At 69.8% G+C, this 16,902-nt stretch carries 14 protein-coding genes; 7 read left to right on the forward strand and 7 right to left on the reverse strand.

Translation table 11 applies throughout. The annotated features are described in order from the left end of the window. Positions 1-2 precede the first annotated feature (2 nt). The 6 genes from yidC (at position 3) to ACFYYJ_RS02190 (ending at position 5,597) form a co-directional block, all read left to right on the forward strand. The gene (gene yidC, locus ACFYYJ_RS02165) at positions 3-1,106 is read left to right on the forward strand and encodes a membrane protein insertase YidC (RefSeq protein ID WP_385124694.1); all 1,104 of its coding nucleotides are present in this window, start codon (positions 3-5) and stop codon (positions 1,104-1,106) included. Positions 1,107-1,121: 15 nt separating this feature from the next. Then, positions 1,122-1,634 carry a protein jag gene (locus ACFYYJ_RS02170; RefSeq protein WP_385124692.1) on the forward strand — a complete coding sequence of 171 codons (513 nt, stop codon included), beginning with the start codon at positions 1,122-1,124 and terminating at the stop codon, positions 1,632-1,634. A 76-nt stretch (positions 1,635-1,710) separates the two neighbouring features. Next, complete coding sequence (gene rsmG / locus ACFYYJ_RS02175; protein ID WP_384580225.1) at positions 1,711-2,451, forward strand: 16S rRNA (guanine(527)-N(7))-methyltransferase RsmG; 741 nt, start codon at positions 1,711-1,713, stop codon at positions 2,449-2,451. Positions 2,452-2,718: 267 nt separating this feature from the next. Next, entirely contained in the window at positions 2,719-3,804 is a 1,086-nt protein-coding gene (locus ACFYYJ_RS02180) for an AAA family ATPase (protein WP_385124690.1), read from the forward strand. Then, complete coding sequence (locus tag ACFYYJ_RS02185) at positions 3,801-4,889, forward strand: ParB/RepB/Spo0J family partition protein (RefSeq protein ID WP_389127776.1); 1,089 nt, start codon at positions 3,801-3,803, stop codon at positions 4,887-4,889. Before ACFYYJ_RS02180 ends, ACFYYJ_RS02185 begins: the two co-directional genes overlap by 4 nt. A gap of 84 nt (positions 4,890-4,973) precedes the next feature. Next, the gene (locus ACFYYJ_RS02190; protein ID WP_389127779.1) at positions 4,974-5,597 is read left to right on the forward strand and encodes a GNAT family N-acetyltransferase; all 624 of its coding nucleotides are present in this window, start codon (positions 4,974-4,976) and stop codon (positions 5,595-5,597) included. 69 nt (positions 5,598-5,666) lie between these two features. On the opposite strand, the gene trxA is transcribed toward ACFYYJ_RS02190, so the two are convergent. The 7 genes from trxA to ACFYYJ_RS02225 form a co-directional block, all read right to left on the reverse strand. Next, the gene (gene trxA, locus ACFYYJ_RS02195; protein WP_384747855.1) at positions 5,667-6,008 is read right to left on the reverse strand and encodes a thioredoxin; all 342 of its coding nucleotides are present in this window, start codon (positions 6,006-6,008) and stop codon (positions 5,667-5,669) included. A gap of 53 nt (positions 6,009-6,061) precedes the next feature. Continuing rightward, a complete protein-coding gene (gene trxB / locus ACFYYJ_RS02200) occupies positions 6,062-7,021 on the reverse strand; it encodes a thioredoxin-disulfide reductase (protein ID WP_385364105.1) in 960 nt (319 codons plus the stop codon). Between the two features lie 123 nt (positions 7,022-7,144). Further along, positions 7,145-8,056, reverse strand: a complete 912-nt coding sequence (locus ACFYYJ_RS02205) for a hypothetical protein (RefSeq protein WP_385124682.1) — start codon at positions 8,054-8,056, stop codon at positions 7,145-7,147. After that, positions 8,053-8,760 (reverse strand): RNA polymerase sigma factor SigM, encoded by a 708-nt coding sequence (sigM, locus tag ACFYYJ_RS02210; RefSeq protein WP_385124680.1) that lies wholly within the window; start codon positions 8,758-8,760, stop codon positions 8,053-8,055. The genes ACFYYJ_RS02205 and sigM overlap by 4 nt, the downstream gene beginning before the upstream one ends. Before the next feature lie 104 nt (positions 8,761-8,864). Continuing rightward, a complete protein-coding gene (locus tag ACFYYJ_RS02215) occupies positions 8,865-10,592 on the reverse strand; it encodes a protein kinase family protein (RefSeq protein ID WP_385364103.1) in 1,728 nt (575 codons plus the stop codon). Between the two features lie 117 nt (positions 10,593-10,709). Then, positions 10,710-12,884 carry a murein biosynthesis integral membrane protein MurJ gene (gene murJ / locus ACFYYJ_RS02220; protein WP_389127784.1) on the reverse strand — a complete coding sequence of 725 codons (2,175 nt, stop codon included), beginning with the start codon at positions 12,882-12,884 and terminating at the stop codon, positions 10,710-10,712. Between the two features lie 46 nt (positions 12,885-12,930). Beyond that, positions 12,931-15,195, reverse strand: a complete 2,265-nt coding sequence (locus ACFYYJ_RS02225) for a DUF6049 family protein (protein ID WP_389127786.1) — start codon at positions 15,193-15,195, stop codon at positions 12,931-12,933. 184 nt (positions 15,196-15,379) lie between these two features. On the opposite strand from ACFYYJ_RS02225, the gene ACFYYJ_RS02230 reads away from it, so the two are divergent. After that, positions 15,380-16,822, forward strand: a complete 1,443-nt coding sequence (locus ACFYYJ_RS02230) for a CCA tRNA nucleotidyltransferase (protein ID WP_385124675.1) — start codon at positions 15,380-15,382, stop codon at positions 16,820-16,822. The last annotated feature ends 80 nt before the right edge of the window (positions 16,823-16,902 follow it).

Below are 16,902 nucleotides of genomic sequence, written 5' to 3' on the forward strand. Positions count from 1 at the left end.
TAGTGGACACGATTGCCAATCTGTTCAGCTTTATCACCACACCTGTTTCGTGGATCATCGTCCAGTTCCACAGCCTGTACGGGGCGGTCTTCGGGCCGGACAGCGGGGCGGCCTGGGGCCTGTCCATCGTCTCCCTGGTGATCTTGATCCGCATCTGTCTGATCCCGCTCTTCGTGAAGCAGATCAAGGCGACGCGCGGCATGCAGGCGCTCCAGCCGAAGATGAAGGCGATCCAGGAGCGCTACAAGAACGACAAGCAGCGTCAGTCCGAAGAGATGATGAAGCTGTACAAGGAGACGGGTACCAACCCGCTCTCCTCGTGCCTTCCCATCCTGGCGCAGTCCCCGTTCTTCTTCGCTCTGTACAGCGTTCTGTCGAGCATCGCCAACGGCAAGACCATTGGTGTCATCAACCAGCAGCTGCTGGAGAGCGCCCAGCAGGCGCACATCTTCGGAGCTCCGCTGGCGGCCAAGTTCACGGACAGCGCCGAGAAGGTCGCTTCCCTGGGCGCCTCGATCACCGACGTGCGCATCGTGACCGCGATCATGATCGTCTTGATGTCGCTGTCGCAGTTCTACACCCAGCGTCAGCTGATGGCGAAGAACGTCGACCTGTCGGTCAAGACGCCGTTCATGCAGCAGCAGAAGATGCTGATGTACATCTTCCCGCTGATCTTCGCCGTCATGGGCATCAACTTCCCGGTCGGTGTCCTCGTCTACTGGCTCACCACGAACGTCTGGACCATGGGTCAGCAGATGTACGTGATCAACCAGAACCCGACCCCGGGCAGCAAGGCACAGGACCAGTACCTGACGCGTCTGCTGAAGCAGATCAGCACGCACGGTGCGGTCAAGGGGAAGGGCAAGAAGAAGGTTGTCGCGGCGATCGTGGCCAAGGGCCCGGACCGCAACGACAACGAGCGCAAGTTCATCACCGCTCTGACCAAGCAGGGGATGGCCGCCCAGGCGGACGGCTCTGTGATCAAGAGTTCCGAGGCCACTTCGGATGCGGACGCGGCGAGCAGCGCCGCCGCGAAGCGGCAGCAGCCGAAGCGGCAGTCGAAGTCGCAGCGCCAGACGCCCAACAAGCCCTCTCCCAAGAAGTAAGAAGGAGTCCCTCCCGTGACGGAAGGCACCACCACCGCCGCCGCTGAGGGTGGCGACACCCTGACCCGCCTCGAGCAGGAGGGTGAGATCGCGGCCGACTACCTCGAGGGTCTGCTGGACATCGCCGACCTGGACGGGGACATCGACATGGACGTCGAGGCCGACCGGGCCGCGGTGTCGATCGTCAGTGACTCCGCCGGCCGCGACCTGCAGAAGCTCGTGGGCCGTGACGGTGAGGTTCTGGAGGCTCTGCAGGAGCTGACCCGCCTCGCGGTGCACCGGGAGACCGGGGACCGCAGCCGGCTGATGCTGGACATCGCCGGGTTCCGTGCGAAGAAGCGCGAGGAGCTGGCGGCGCTGGGCGCCAAGGCGGCGGCGGACGTGAAGGCGTCCGGTGAGCCGTTGAAGCTGGCCCCGATGACGCCGTTCGAGCGGAAGGTCGTCCACGACGCCGTGGCGGCCGCGGGTCTGCGCAGCGAGTCGGAGGGCGAGGAGCCGCAGCGCTTCGTCGTTGTGCTCCCGGCCTGATCGGTAGCGAAAGTGTTTCGGCCCCGTCTGTGTCGCAGGCGGGGCCGATCTTTGTCAGCCTGGCATGTGAGAAACCATGCGGTACGGAAGGACGGTCCCCGTGACGGAGGCAGCTGAGCTTCCCCCGGCGCCCGAAGAGGCGCGTGCGGTGTTCGGTGAGTTTTTCCCGGAAGCTGTGCGGTATGCGGAGCTGCTGGCGGACGCGGGAGTCAAGCGGGGCCTCATCGGGCCGCGTGAGGTGCCGCGACTGTGGGAGCGGCACCTGCTGAACTGCGCGGTGCTCTCGGAGGTGGTGCCCCAGGGCGTCACCGTGTGCGATGTGGGTTCGGGGGCCGGTCTGCCCGGTATCCCGCTGGCTCTGGTGCGCCGGGATCTGAAGATCACGCTGCTGGAGCCGTTGCTGCGGCGGACGAACTTCCTCCAGGAGGCCGTCGAGCTGCTGGGCCTGGATCACGTCACGGTGATGCGCGGGCGTGCCGAGGAGGTCCTCGGCAAGGTGCAGCCTGTGCATGTGGTGACGGCTCGTGCGGTGGCTCCGCTGGACCGGCTGGCCGGCTGGGGTGTTCCCCTGCTGCGTCCGTACGGGGAGATGCTGGCGCTCAAGGGTGATACCGCCGAGGAGGAGCTGGTGAGCGCGAAGACCGCGCTGGCGAAGCTCGGTGTGGTGAAGACCTCGGTTCTTCATGTGGGTGAGGGCGTTGTGGATCCCCTGTCCACGGTCGTGCGGGTCGAGGTGGGAGAAAGCCCCGGTGGGGTGAGGTTTGCGGCCAAGCGGGCTAAGGCTGCCCGGGTGAGCCGCGCGCGCCGGCGCCGCTGATGTGACGGGGCCCTTCTGGGTTTCGGCATCGATTTCTGCGGTGTTGGGCCCTATAGGTATGGATTTCGGAGTGTCGTAGGGGCCTGAAGACTCCGTCCGGGCATCGTGTTTCACGTGAAACGTCGCTCTCTGCTGCACGGAATCATCAGCCGCGGTCGCGCGGCTGCGTCCCCCCGCGAGAAGAAGGACGCGAGGGGGACGGAGTTGTCCACATCGGTGGATTCATCCACAGGAGTAAGGGCCCCGCTGGTTCGCGAGCCGGGTGACATGGCAGGCTCTGTTCATCGCGAGCCTGATGTCGAGGAGAGTGACACCGTGCGGTCCGACGCCAACCTCGCGGGGCCGATGGCCGACCCGGTCCCCGGTCCCCGCTCTGAATCACCGGGCGAGGATGTTTCACGTGAAACATCGGCGCCCCTTGTAGACAACGAGACCCCGATCGGCCGAGCCGCCCAGCTGGCGGTCGAGACGCTGGGGCGGTCCGGTGAGAAGCTTCCCCGGCCGGAGCAGACCCGGGTCATCGTGGTCGCCAACCAGAAGGGCGGCGTGGGCAAGACCACGACGACCGTGAACCTGGCGGCCTCGCTGGCCCTGCACGGGGCGCGGGTCCTGGTGGTCGACCTCGACCCGCAGGGCAATGCCTCCACGGCTCTGGGTATCGACCACCACGCGGACGTGCCGTCGATCTATGACGTGCTCGTGGACAGTCGGCCCCTGCTGGAGGTCGTGCAGCCCGTGGTGGATGTGGAGGGCCTCTTCTGTGCTCCGGCCACGATCGACCTGGCGGGTGCGGAGATCGAGCTGGTGTCGCTGGTGGCGAGGGAGAGCCGGCTGCAGCGCGCGATCCAGGCGTACGAGCAGCCTCTGGACTACATCCTGATCGACTGCCCGCCCTCACTGGGGCTGCTGACGGTGAACGCGCTGGTGGCCGGTGCGGAGGTGCTGATCCCGATCCAGTGCGAGTACTACGCGCTTGAGGGTCTGGGCCAGCTGCTGCGCAATGTGGATCTGGTGCGGGCCCATCTGAACCCGACGCTCCACGTGTCGACGATCCTGCTGACGATGTACGACGGCAGGACCCGGCTGGCTTCGCAGGTGGCGGAGGAGGTGCGCACGCACTTCGGCAATGAGGTGCTGCGGACGAGCATCCCGCGCTCGGTGCGCATCTCGGAGGCGCCGAGCTACGGGCAGACGGTGCTCACCTATGACCCGGGTTCCAGTGGTTCCCTCTCCTACCTGGAGGCGGCGCGGGAGATCGCGTATCGCGGGGTCGGAATGCAGTACGACGCCCAGCAAGCCCATATGGGCGCGGGCCTGAACAGCACGCAGAGTGTGGCGGAGGGGATCCAGTGAGCGATCGACGTAGAGGCCTGGGGCGGGGGCTGGGTGCGCTGATCCCCGCGGCTCCGCAGGAGAAGACACCGCCGGTGATCGGTGCGGGGTCGACTTCTCCGTCTGCGGTGCCGGTGCTGCCTTCGGAGCGGGGGGTCGCGGCGGCGAAGCTCGCTTCGCTGGCGCAGGCGGATGTTTCACGTGAAACATCGGTTGCCGTCGAGCCGGTGAGTGAGCCGGTGTCGGTGCCCGAGGCGAACGTGGTGGCGGGAGCGACGTTCGCGGAGCTCCCGATGGACGCGATCACGCCGAACCCGCGTCAGCCGCGTGAGGTGTTCGACGTGGATGCGCTGGCTGAGCTGGTGACCTCCATTCAGGAGGTGGGTCTGCTCCAGCCGGTGGTGGTGCGGCAGTCGACGCCGGGCCGCTACGAGCTGATCATGGGCGAGCGGCGCTGGCGGGCGTGCCGGGAGGCCGGGCTGGAGAGCATTCCGGCGATCATCCGGGCGACGGACGACGAGAAGCTCCTGCTGGACGCTCTGTTGGAGAACCTGCACCGGGCGCAGCTGAATCCGCTGGAAGAGGCTGCCGCGTACGACCAGCTGCTCCGGGACTTCAACTGCACGCACGACCAGCTGGCCGACCGGATCGGACGTTCGCGTCCTCAGGTGTCGAACACGCTGCGGCTGCTCAACTTGTCGCCGTCGGTGCAGCGCCGGGTGGCGGCGGGTGTGCTGTCGGCGGGGCATGCACGGGCGCTGCTGAAGGTGGAGGACTCCGAGCAGCAGGACCTGCTGGCGCAGCGGATCGTGTCCGAGGGGCTGTCGGTGCGTACGGTCGAGGAGATCACGACGCTGATGGCGGCGGAGCCTCCGAGCAAGGTGAAGCCGAAGGGTCCGCGTGCGGGTGCCCGGGTGGCTCCGGCTCTGAGTGAGCTGGCGACGCGGCTGTCGGATCGGTTCGAGACTCGGGTGAAGGTGGACCTGGGCCAGAAGAAGGGCAAGATCACCGTCGAGTTCGCCTCGATGGAGGATCTGGAGCGGATTCTGGGGACGTTGGCGCCGGGCGAGGGCCGGGTGCTGGAGCAGGGTCTTTCCGAGGAGTAGTTCCCGCAGGTTCCTTTTGCAGCCCCCTGCTTCTTCGAGATGTCCGCACTCGAAGAAGCAGGGGGCTGTGCTTACGATGTGGTCATGGGTCGTCGGCTGGTACCGCTCACGCTGGACAACCTCCGGGACCTGCCCAGGCGTTGCAGGAGCTGTGTGTTCTGGGAGCTGGATCCCGTCACCGGTGGGGCCGCCGTGAAGGCGGGGACAGCGGAGGTGGAGAAGGAGGCCTGGATCTCCGCCGTCCTGTTGGACTGGGGTTCTTGTGGCCGGGTGGTCTACGTGGACGAGGTCCCGGTGGGGTTCGTGTTGTACGCGCCGCCGGCGTACGTGCCGAGAGCTGCTTCCTTTCCGACGAGCCCGGTGTCTCCGGATGCGGTGCAGCTGATCACGGCGTGGATCATGCCGGGGTATCAGGGGCAGGGTCTGGGTCGGGTGATGGTCCAGACGGTGGCGAAGGACTTGCTGCGGCGGGGGTTCAGGGCGATCGAGGCGTTCGGCGACGCGAGGTGGGAGGGGCCCGCCTGTCTGTTGCCGGCCGACCATCTGCTGTCGGTGGGGTTCAAGACCGTCCGTCCGCATCCCTCTCATCCCCGGCTGAGGCTTGAACTGCGCACGACGTTGTCCTGGAAGGAGGACGTCGAGCTGGCCCTGGACCGCTTGTTGGGTGGGGCGAGGGCGCGTAAGGAGCCTGCGCTGCGCCCGCTGTGAGTCCCCGAACGTGTGAAACGGGGCCGCCCCTGGGAGGGGCGGCCCCGTTTCACGTGGAGCGGTGACGCGTCAGGCGGTCTTGACCTCGACGAAGTCGGAGAGGTCGCGCAGGATGGCGGCCTTCGGCTTCGCGCCGACGATGGTCTTGGCGACCTCGCCGCCCTGGTAGACGTTCAGCGTCGGGATGGACATGACGCCGTACTTCGCGGCGGTGGCCGGGTTCTCGTCGATGTTGAGCTTGACGATCTCGATCTGGTCGCCGTACTCGGCGGCGATGGCCTCGAGGGACGGCGCGATCTGGCGGCACGGACCGCACCAGGCGGCCCAGAAGTCCACCAGTACGGGCTTGTCGCTGTTGAGGACCTCGGCGTCGAAGTCTGCGTCGGTCACGTTCTTGAGGGTGCCGGCCACTGCGGCCTCCTTCTTCATTCCTGCGGGGTGTTGGGGTGGGGCTGGCGTGAGGGTCAGACTGCGGCGTGGGCCTTCTCGGCGTCCGCGAGGGCGGCGAGGAAGCGCTCGGCGTCGAGGGCGGCGGAGCAGCCGGTGCCCGCGGCGGTGATGGCCTGACGGTAGGTGTGGTCCACGACGTCGCCGGCGCCGAAGACGCCCGTGACGTTGGTCCGGGTGGAGGGGGCGTCGACCTTGAGGTAGCCCTCTTCGTCGAGCTCCAGCTGGTCCTTGAACAGCTCGGTGCGCGGGTCGTGGCCGACGGCGATGAAGAGGCCGGTCACGGGCAGCTCGCTGGTCTCACCGGTCTTGGTGTTGCGCAGGGTGAGGCCGGAGAGCTTCTGTTCGCCGTGGATCTCGGCGACCTCGCTGTCCCAGGCGAACTTGATCTTCGGGTCGGCGAAGGCGCGGTCCTGCATGGCCTTGGAGGCGCGCAGGCTGTCGCGGCGGTGCACGATCGTGACGGACTTGGCGAACCGGGAGAGGAAGGTCGCTTCCTCGATCGCGGTGTCGCCGCCGCCGACGACGGCGATGTCGTGGTCCTTGAAGAAGAACCCGTCGCAGGTGGCGCACCAGGAGACGCCGCGGCCGGAGAGGGCGTCCTCGTTGGGCAGGCCGAGCTTGCGGTGCTGGGAGCCGGTGGTGACGATGACGGCCTTGGCGCGGTGGACGGTGCCGGCGGTGTCGGTGACGGTCTTGATCTCACCGGTGAGGTCCACGGAGACGATGTCGTCCGGGACGAGCTCGGCGCCGAACCGCTCGGCCTGGCCGCGCATGTTGTCCATGAGGTCGGGGCCCATGATCCCGTCCTGGAAGCCGGGGAAGTTCTCCACCTCGGTGGTGTTCATCAGTGCGCCACCGGCGGTGACGGCACCTTCGAAGACCAGCGGCTTGAGCGAAGCGCGTGCGGTGTACAGGGCGGCGGTGTATCCGGCCGGCCCGGAGCCGATGATGATCACGTTTCGTACGTCGCTCACGGGTTTCTTCCTCGTCTCTGCGGACTGCGTGTTGCCTACCGGGGGCCGGTGCGGACTCTCACCCCACCCAACGGATCCTAAGGCGCATGCATTCCCCGGCTGTCCCCCGTGGACCTGAACGGCTCAGGTTCGGGGGTAGGTGTTCGTCAGGAGGAGCTTTCCGGTGGGCGAACCGGTGGTCTCGCAGGAGGTGTCGACGAGGTAGGCGTCGATGCTCGCGGGGTCGCCGGGGTGGGGCAGGACGAGGAGGTAGGCGGGGGCTCCCTGGTAGCTGCCGCGCTCGGAGGCGAGCGGGGTGTCCGGGCGGCCCGTGGCGTGCTGGACGCAGGCGGGGACGGGCCCCGGGGCACGCCGGTCGCCGGGGGCCGCGGAGGGGTTGTCGAGCCCCAGGGTGTTGTTCTGCTCCTCCGGTGCGGTCTTGGCGCCCGGCTCCGGAGGGAGGAGGCGCCGGACGCTGTCCTGGAGGCCCTGTGCGGTGTAGGTGTCGGCGGACGCCGCGGCGTCGGACCTGGAGGCCGGGGTGCGGGCGGCGGTGCTGTGCTCCGGGGCGCCGGTGAGGTCGCTGAAGAGGAAGATGCCGAGGGCGCAGGCGGCGGCCGTGGCGAGTCCGGTGAAGACGGCGATGCGGCGGCGGGCGCGGCGCCGTCCCGGTCCGGTTGGGCCGGTCGGGTGACCGGTGGGGCGCTGGGGGGCCGGTGTTTCACGTGAAACACCGGCGGGAGCGGGGGTGCGGGGCCGGGGTGCGGGCCGTCGGCTTTCCTTGTCGCGGGTGGCGTCGAGGAGTGCTTCGGCGGCGAGGGCGGCGTCGATGCGGCCGGCGATGTCGGCGGGCATCCGGGCTGGTCCGGGGAGGGTGCCGAGGAGGGAGCGGATCTCGTCGAGGGAGGCGCGGACGTCGGCGCACAGGGAGCAGTCGTCGAGGTGGCTGCGGATCTCGGCGGTGCGGGACGGCGAGAGGAGCCCTTCGGTGAGGTCGGAGATCTCCGAGACGTCCGGGTGTCGGATCGTGCCGGTCGTGTCGGCTGTGGGGCTCACGGTCGTCCACCTCCGCCCTTCACTGGGTCTGCGTCTTGGTCTGGTTGCCGGGGTTCTGTCGCAGGTGGGACGGGAGTCCCCGGCGTCCGGTTCCTTCCCCGCTCGGTGGCGGTGTTATCCCCGGCATTGGTGCGCAGATGAGTGAGGATCGGGACGAGTTTGGCGCGGCCGCGGGCGCACCTGCTTTTGACGGTGCCGGTGGGTACGTCGAGGACGTGGGCGGCTTCGGCGACGGAGTATCCCTGCATGTCGACGAGGACGAGGGCGGCCCGTTGTTCGGCCGGGAGGGTGCCGAGGGCGGCCAGGAGCTGGCGGTGGAGGTCCTGGCGCTCCGCGGGGGCCTCGGCGGACTCGTGGGGCTCGAGGAGGCGCTCCAGGCGGTCCGTGTCGTCGAGGGGCGCGGTCCTGCGGGAGGCGGCTTTGCGGGCGCGGTCGAGGCAGGCGTTGACGGTGATGCGGTGGAGCCAGGTGGTGACGGCGGATTCCCCGCGGAAGGTGTGGGCGGCCCGGTAGGCGGAGACGAGGGCGTCCTGCACGGCGTCGGCGGCCTCTTCCCGGTCCCCGAGCGTCCGCAGCGCCACGGCCCACAGCCGGTCCCGGTGCCGGCGCACGAGCTCCCCGAAGGCATCGGGATCGCCGGCAACGTGCCGCGCCAGGAGCTCCTCGTCCTTGGCGGAGGTGGGGTCGTCAGCCGCAGACCTCATGCTTCCCCCTCCTGGTCGGCGCCGTGCAGGTATTGAAGCAGGCTGCGGGGCCGCGGGGATGGGTTCCCGGCAGCCCCGTTTCCTCGTGCGCGGAGTGGCCGGTGCTAGCCGTTCTTGGAGAAGACGACGTTGGAGACGCCCTGCTTGTAGCCCGCGCCGCTGAACTCGGTGGCGCCGGATTTCGGCATGGCCGTGATCCACAGGACGACGTAGCGCGTCTTGACCGGGGTCTCGGCCGCGAGGTCGAGCTTCTTGCCGGAGGTGGTGCCGGAGGCGATCTTCTGCATGCTCTTGACGTGGGTCGAAGAGGTCATGTCGGGTGCCGCGTAGATCGCCGCGGTCGTGTGGTTGCCGGGGAACCTGAGCGCTATGGAAGCGGCGCTCACTTCCTCTTCCGACCCCAGGTCGAAGACGAGGCCGAGGCCCTCCTTGTAGTCCCCCATGTCGGGACCGTCGTCGAACTTGTAGGTCCGCCAGAAGGAGTTCTCGTCGGCGTCGATGCTGTTCGCGGCACCTTCGATGTTCTGCGGCTTGCCGTCCGGGTAGTACTCCTCGGCCTTCTTGATCGGCAGAGTGACGAGCTCCGGTGCCTTCGGGGCGTCGTTGTTCTTGGGCTGGTTGTTGCTGCTGCCGCTCTCGCCCTGGGTGCCGCGGCCCAGGAGTCGGTCCGCGAGCTGCCAGCTGCCCAGGCCGAGGGCGGCGATGAGCAGGGCCGCGACGCCCCACTTCAGGGCGCGGCCGGTGCGGCTCTGCAGCGGGGGCGGCGGCGGGGCGACGGGCCGGCTCTGGACGGTGGTGACGCCCGCCGGGACGGGGCGGCCGTAGCTGCCCTGCTGGTAGGTGGTCTGCTGGTACTCCGGAGGGGCGGTGAAGGCGGGCTCCGGGGGCCGGATGCGGGGCATCGCGGCAACGGCCTTGGCCAGCTCCTCGGGGGTGGTGCAGGCGGGTTCCTGGCTGGAGGCGGTGGCCCCGTCGTTGGCGAGGGCGCGCATGGCGAGCTCGCCCAGGCCGCGGTGGACGCCGGCGCGGACCTGGTCGGGGGCGATCAGGCCGACGCCCTTGGGCAGGCCGGTGAGGCCGTAGGCGTCGCTCTCGTACGGCCAGCGCTGGGTCAGGGCGGCGTACAGGAGTGCGCCGATGGCCTCGGTGTCGGCGCGCTGCGGGGTCTCGCTGGTGATGCCGCGCAGGGCCGCGTTCACGGCGAGGCCGCGGATGCGGTACTGGCCGGTGGAGGTGCGCAGTATCGCGCTGGGCGTCAGGCGCAGGTGGGCGAGACCCTCGCGGTGCGCGGCGGTCATGGCCTGGGAGACCTGGTGGACGAGCTGGTAGGCCTCGTGGGGTTCCAGGGGGCCCGCGGCGAGCACCGAGGTGAGTTCGGTGGCGTCGGGGAGCCACTCGTGGACGACGTAGACGAGGTCGTTCTCCTCCACGGCGTCGAGGACCTGGACGAACCGGGGGTCGCCGAGCAGGGCGGAGGAGCGGGCGGCGGCCAGGACGGAGCGGGCCCGGGGGTGGTCGGCGGGGAGCAGGTGGACGCCCACGGCGCGGCGCAGTTTCTCGTCCATCGCACGCCAGCTGCTGAATCCGTCCAGACGGGTGACGCACTCCTCGAGCCGGTAGCGTCTGGCGAGCTTGTGGCCGCTGTGGAGTTCGGGTGCGGCCGCAGGGGCCGCGCTGCTGCGTTCGCCGTCCTTTTCGGGCATGGGTCCGTCCGCGGCTCGTCCGTTCTGGGTGTCCACCCCGTCGGCCGTGACCTGTGCCGCCTGAGCGGCCAGCGGCTCGTCGCCGCTGTTGTCGGCCACGTCGACGGCAGCCGTGCTACGTTCCGCCACCGTCGTTCCCGCCTCCCCATCCGTTACGCGCTGTCGGCCAGTCTGCGAAGCCATGCCAATTGTGCCCACAGTCCGACGCTATGCACGACACACGAAAGGGGGCGACGGTTGTGCGCATCAGCGCCCCAAACGCCCGCGGACCATTCCGACCATCGCGTTGAGCTCTTCGATCCGCATCCGCTTGGCGGCGAGGAGGAAGACGGCGGCCAGAGCGATGCCGCCGGCGATGAGGGCCGCGGCCGAACCGCCGACTCCGCTGCCCAGTGCCTGGGTGACTCCGTAGGCGACGGCTCCGGCGACCGCGGCTGCGGGGACGCAGGCGCCGGTGAGGCGGGCGTAGGTGCGGGCCACGTGGGCGCCGTCGAGGTCGCCGCCGAGGCGGGTCTTGAGGCGGCGCCAGGCGACGCCCACGCCCACGGCGTAGCCGAGGCCGTAGGCCGCGGCCATGCCGACGACGGCCCAGCGTGCGGGGAGCACGAAGAACGCGGCGGTGGAGACGGCCGCGTTGACGGCGGCGACGATGACGGTGTTGTAGAAGGGCGTCCGTGTGTCCTCGTAGGCGTAGAAGCCGCGCAGGACGACGTACTGGACGGAGTAGGGGATCAGTCCGAGGCCGAAGGCCATCAGGACGTACCCGATGTTCTGGGCGCCCGCGCCGGAGCCCGCGTAGAGCAGGGTGGCCATGGGGACGCCGAGGGCGAGGAAGGCGAAGGCGCAGGGGACGATCGCGACGGCCGAGGTGCGCAGTCCGTAGGAGATGTCGTCGCGGACGGCGGCGGCGTCGCCGTCGTGGGCGGAGCGGGAGATGCGGGGCAGGACGGCCGTCATGACGGAGACGGTGATGATCGCCTGCGGCATCTGCCACAGCAGCAGCGCGTAGTTGTAGGCGGTGATGCCGGTGCCGGGGTGTCCCTGCTTCTCGGCGACGGATCCGGCCCAGGTGGCGAGCTGGGTGACGACGACGAGGCCGACCTGGTTGGCGAGGACGAAGAAGAACGTCCACTTGGCCAGGCGGGCGGCCTTGCCGAGGCCGTGGCCCTTCCAGTCGAAGCGCAGGCGCGGGGAGAAGCCGGCGTCGCGCAGGTACGGCAGCATCGCGAGGGCCTGGACGGTGAGGCCCAGCAGGGTGCCCAGGCCCAGCAGGCGGACGCCTTCGGCGGTGACGGTGGTGGCGTTGACGCCGGAGGTGGTGAAGCTGCCGAAGGCCCAGATGAAGGCGCCGAAGGTGGCGATGACGACGATGTTGTTGAGGACCGGGGTCCACATCATGGCGCCGAAGCGGCCTCGGGCGTTGAGGATCTGACCGAGCACCACGTGGACGCCCATGAAGAACATCGTCGGAAGGCAGTAGCGGGCGAAGGCGACCGCGACGTCCATCTGGGCGGGGTCGGAGGCGATCTTCGGCGACATCATCGTGATGAACACCGGGGCGGCCAGGACGCAGATGGTGGTGACGGCGGCCAGCAGGACCACGACGAGGGTCAGCAGCCGGTTGGCGTAGGCCTCTCCTCCGTCGTCGTCGTTCTTCATGGCCCGGACCAGTTGCGGGATGAAGACGGCATTGAGGGCGCCGCCGCCGACCAGCACGTAGATCATCGTGGGCAGGGTGTTGGCGACCTGGTAGGTGTCGTTGAAGGTGCCGACGCCGATGGCGCCGGCGATGACCAGGGTCCGCAGGAAGCCGGTGATGCGGGAGACGATCGTGCCGGCGGCCATGAGCGCGCTGGACTTGAGGAGGCTCGCGGCGCGTCCGGCGGGCTTGCTGGGTGCGGGGGCCGCGACGGGGGCGTCCTCGGCGGGGGTGCGGGGGGCCGCCTCCTGGTCGCGGTAGAGGTGCGCGAACGCGTCGGGCTCGGGCTGCTCGTCCGCGGCGTTGGTGACCAGGGAGTCCACGCCGACGAACTGCGTGGTGGTGGCGTGGTCGCCGTACGGCAGGTGGCGGGAGGGGCCGTCCGGCTCGGGCGGCGGGGTCTGGGCCCACACGCGGGAGTCGGGCGCGTAGGAGGGCGCGGTGGGCGCCGCGTACAGCGGGCCGGGCTCCTGGAAGGTGCCGGGGGGCGGCGGCGGGTGCGAGGCGCGGTCGTAGAGCACCTCGGCGACCGGGTCCTGGGCGGAGAGGTCCTGCGCCCGGTACGGGTCGTTGTCGTAGGCGTCCTGGACATACGGGTCGTGGTCCGGCGCGGGCGCGGGCGCGGGAACCTGCCCGGGCACCGGGGTGCCCTCGGCAGTGCCCTGGGAGGGCGCGGGCCCGCCAGTGCCCTGCGCGCGGTCACCGTCGTACGGCGCGTTCATCGAAACCCCACCTCATCGTCCCCAGGCCGGCCGGCCACGGTATCGCTCAACGGTTCACTGTCTCACCCGTGCCGGACCCGTCCACGCTTTGCGGTCCGGTGTCCGGGGACTCGTCACTCGGCTGCGTGCTCTCCTCGGCGGCCGCGCGGGCCGCTACGCGCTTGCGGCTGGCGTACATCTTCATGCCTGCCAGGACGAGGAGGAGCACACCGCCGGCGATCACGAGCATGACGGTGGGGGTGACCTCGGTGGCCTCCACGGTGAACTTGCGCGGTTCGCCGTAGGGGATGCCGTCCTTGGTGAAGAGCTGCGCGGTGACCTCGACGGGGCCGCTCGCGGTGGCGTTGGCGGGGAACTTCACGGTCTGGGTGTGGTCGCCCTGTACGGCGACCTGCTGTTCGGTCTGGCCGCTGTCGCCGAACATCAGGCGGGTCGGGTTGGCGGACTTGACCCGCAGGACGAGGTCGTGGACGTCCTGGACGAGGCTGTTCTGGACGCTGACCGGAATGGTGGCGCTGTGTCCGGACAGGGTGGCGTCGGACTTCGGGACGACCTTGACCTTCTGCGTCAGACCGAGCAGGTACTCCTGCACCTGGTCCCGGTAGGGGCCGGCCGCCTCGGGACGGCCGCGCCAGGAGGTGGACATCTCCCGGTTGGTGGTGTTGCCGAAGGGGATCTCCACGCGGTCGGGTGCGGCGAGGATCACCTTGAAGTGGTCGAGGGTGTTCTGGGTGGTGCGGATCTTCTCGAAGGCCGTTACCGGCATTTCCTGCTTGGCGAGGGCCTCGGGGTACTGTCCGGCGCCCGGTACCTGGGTGGTGGCCCCGGGGTCGGGCTTGGCCGCGGCGGCGGCTTCGAGGTCGGCCGGCTGGGTCCAGCGGCCGGCCTGGAGGCCGCGGAGGGCGGCCGCCATCGTCTGCACCTGGCTGACGGTGGGCATCCGCTGGGGGGCGACGACGAAGGTGCGCTGCTCCCCCGTCTTCTGCAGGTTGAGGGCGAGGCTGTCGGCGAGGAAGCGCTGTACGGCGAGCGTCGAGTTCGTGGCGCTCAGCATGTCGCCCTCGAAGGCGGTGGAGAGTTCGGCGTCCGCGACGATCGCGGTGGCTCCGGCGCCGATGGGCCGGGCGGCGGAGGGCGTGTAGCCGAGGGCGCCGCTCTCCTGGAGGCTGTCGCTGCGGGCCAGGACGTTGTGGGCACCGGCCGAGGTGGCGACGTTGACGATCGAGGGGTCTATGGCGCCGTCGACGGGCCAGGAGAAGTCCGTGGTCGTGGGGACGTGCAGGACCGTCTCGATGGCCTGCTTCGCCTTGTCGGTGGCGGGCCGCAGCTGCCCCAGGCTGCCCGAGACGTCCTTGCCGCGGTGGGCGAGCGAGGCGAGGTCGGGGTCGCCGAAGGGCAGGGCGACGACCTTCTTGCCCTGGACCGCGATTTCCAGGTTGCTCAGCCACTGCTCGGCGACGGCCTTGTTCTTGCCCTGGACGGGCTTGCCGCCCGGGACTCGGACCCGGTAGCCCTTGGTCATCGCGTCGACCGTGGCCAGCAGGTCGGGGTCGATGACCCAGGTGACCGGGAGTTCCTTGCCGAGCGAGACCATCTGGCCCAGGCGGCCCGTGGGCTTGAGTTCCTCGGCGAGCGAGTCGTCGAGGAAGACGGGGGTCTGGAGCTCGTCCGAGCCGGTCTCGGCGGTCAGGTGGGTGGTGGAGATCAGCGGCCACACGTAGGTGAGCTGGGCTCGCTTGGCGGCGGCTTCGGGCTGCCAGGGCAGGAAGGTCCGCTTGATGCCCATGACCTGCTCGGAGGGTCGGCTGTCGCTCACCCCGGACAGGGAGACGCCGAGCTGGTAGACGCCGTCCTTGTCCAGTTCCAGTTTGTTGACCGGGACGGAGAGGGTGAACGGCCTGCTGACCTTCGAGGCGAGTCGGTCGATCTTCACGGCGTAGGCCGGGTCGATCTCGCCCGGGTCGTTGCCCGCCCGGAAACCGCTGCGTTCCGCGGCCTCCCCGATGGACGAGCGGTCCGCGAGCGCGGGCCCGACGCGCAGGCCCACGTGGGCGTCGTTGATCGTCTCGGAGCCGTTGTTGACCACGAGGCCCTCGATGGTGAGGGTGTCGCCCTTGACCGGTGCGGCGGGAGCCATGGACAGGAGCTGGACGTCGACGGAGGGGCCCGTGGCCGCTTCGGCCTGCGGGGCGGGGGCGTAGACCAGAGCGGCGAGTACCGGGGTCCCTGCGAGCAGGATCATCGTGCGCCGCAGCCAGCGGCGCCGGACAGGGGCGGGGGACGCCCCCTGGATGTCTGCCGCTTCCGCCACGCGCTAGCCGTCCCTCGAAGTCAGTGGTCGTCGTTTTGTGCGTCCACGCATGGTAACGAGGCCCGCTGTGCGCGAGTGCCGCGCGGTTGCTCCACATGATCGGCTCGGCCCCGGGCTCCCGGTGCACTGGGGCGCCGTGAAACGGGGAAGCCCCTGGCGGGCCGGGCACGTACCCTTTTCTGTTGTGCCGAACGCCAATGAAGACAACCCCAGTGCCCTGAGTCAGGTGCAGCGCCGCGCGGTCAGTGAACTGCTGCGGGTCGCTCCTGTCGCCGACGATCTCGGCCGCCGGTTCCAGGAGGCGGGCTTCCGCCTCGCCCTGGTCGGCGGGTCCGTCCGCGACGCGCTGCTCGGGCGGCTCGGCAACGACCTCGACTTCACCACCGATGCCCGTCCCGAGGACGTGCTGAAGATCGTCCGCCCCTGGGCCGACTCGGTGTGGGACGTGGGCATCGCCTTCGGCACGGTCGGCGCCCAGAAGGCCGGCTTCCAGATCGAGGTGACGACGTACCGCTCCGAGGCGTACGACCGCACCTCGCGCAAGCCCGAGGTCTCCTACGGCGACTCCATCGAGGAGGACCTGGTCCGGCGTGACTTCACGGTCAACGCCATGGCCCTGGCCCTGCCGGAGCAGGAGTTCATCGACCCGCACGGCGGCCGGGAGGATCTGGCCGCCGGCGTCCTGCGCACCCCCGGTACGCCGGAGGACTCGTTCTCCGACGACCCGCTGCGGATGCTGCGGGCGGCGCGGTTCGCGGCGCAGCTCGACTTCGAGGTGGCCCCCGAGGTCGTGGCGGCGATGAAGGCGATGGCCGACCGGATCGAGATCGTCTCGGCGGAGCGGGTGCAGGGGGAGCTGAACAAGCTGCTCCTGTCCGCCAACCCGCGCAAGGGTCTGGGCCTGCTCGTGGACACCGGGCTGGCCGACCGGGTGCTGCCCGAGCTGCCCGCGCTGCGGCTGGAGCGTGACGAGCATCACCGGCACAAGGACGTCTACGACCACTCGCTGATCGTGCTGGAGCAGGCGATCGCGCTGGAGGAGGACGGCCCGGACCTGGTGCTGCGGCTCGCGGCGCTGCTGCATGACATCGGCAAGCCGCGGACGCGCCGCTTCGAGAGCGACGGCCGGGTCTCCTTCCACCACCACGAGGTGGTGGGGGCGAAGATGACCAAGAAGCGGCTGACCGCTCTGAAGTACTCCAACGACATGATCAAGGACGTGTCCCGGCTGGTGGAGCTGCACCTGCGCTTCCACGGCTACGGCGACGGGGAGTGGACCGACTCCGCGGTGCGCCGCTACGTCCGCGACGCCGGCCCGCTGCTGGAGCGTCTGCACAAGCTGACCCGCTCCGACTGCACCACGCGCAACAAGCGCAAGGCCAATGCGCTCTCCCGTACCTATGACGGGCTGGAGGAGCGCATCGCCCAGCTGAAGGAGCAGGAGGAACTGGACGCGATCAGGCCCGATCTGGACGGCAACGAGATCATGCGGGTGCTGGACGTGGGCCCGGGGCCGCTGATCGGGAAGGCGTACGCGTTCCTGCTGGACCTGCGGCTGGAGAACGGCCCGATGGAGCGCGAGGCGGCGGTCGCCGCCCTCAAGGAGTGGTGGGCCGCACAGGCCTGATCCAGGACCGGCGGGGGGGGGGGGGGGGGTTGTTGTTCTAGAGAACCCCCCCAGGTTTGGGGGGGGGGGTGGTGTGGGAG

This window comes from Streptomyces sp. NPDC002467 (genome assembly GCF_042889825.1).
Lineage (GTDB): Bacteria > Actinomycetota > Actinomycetes > Streptomycetales > Streptomycetaceae > Streptomyces.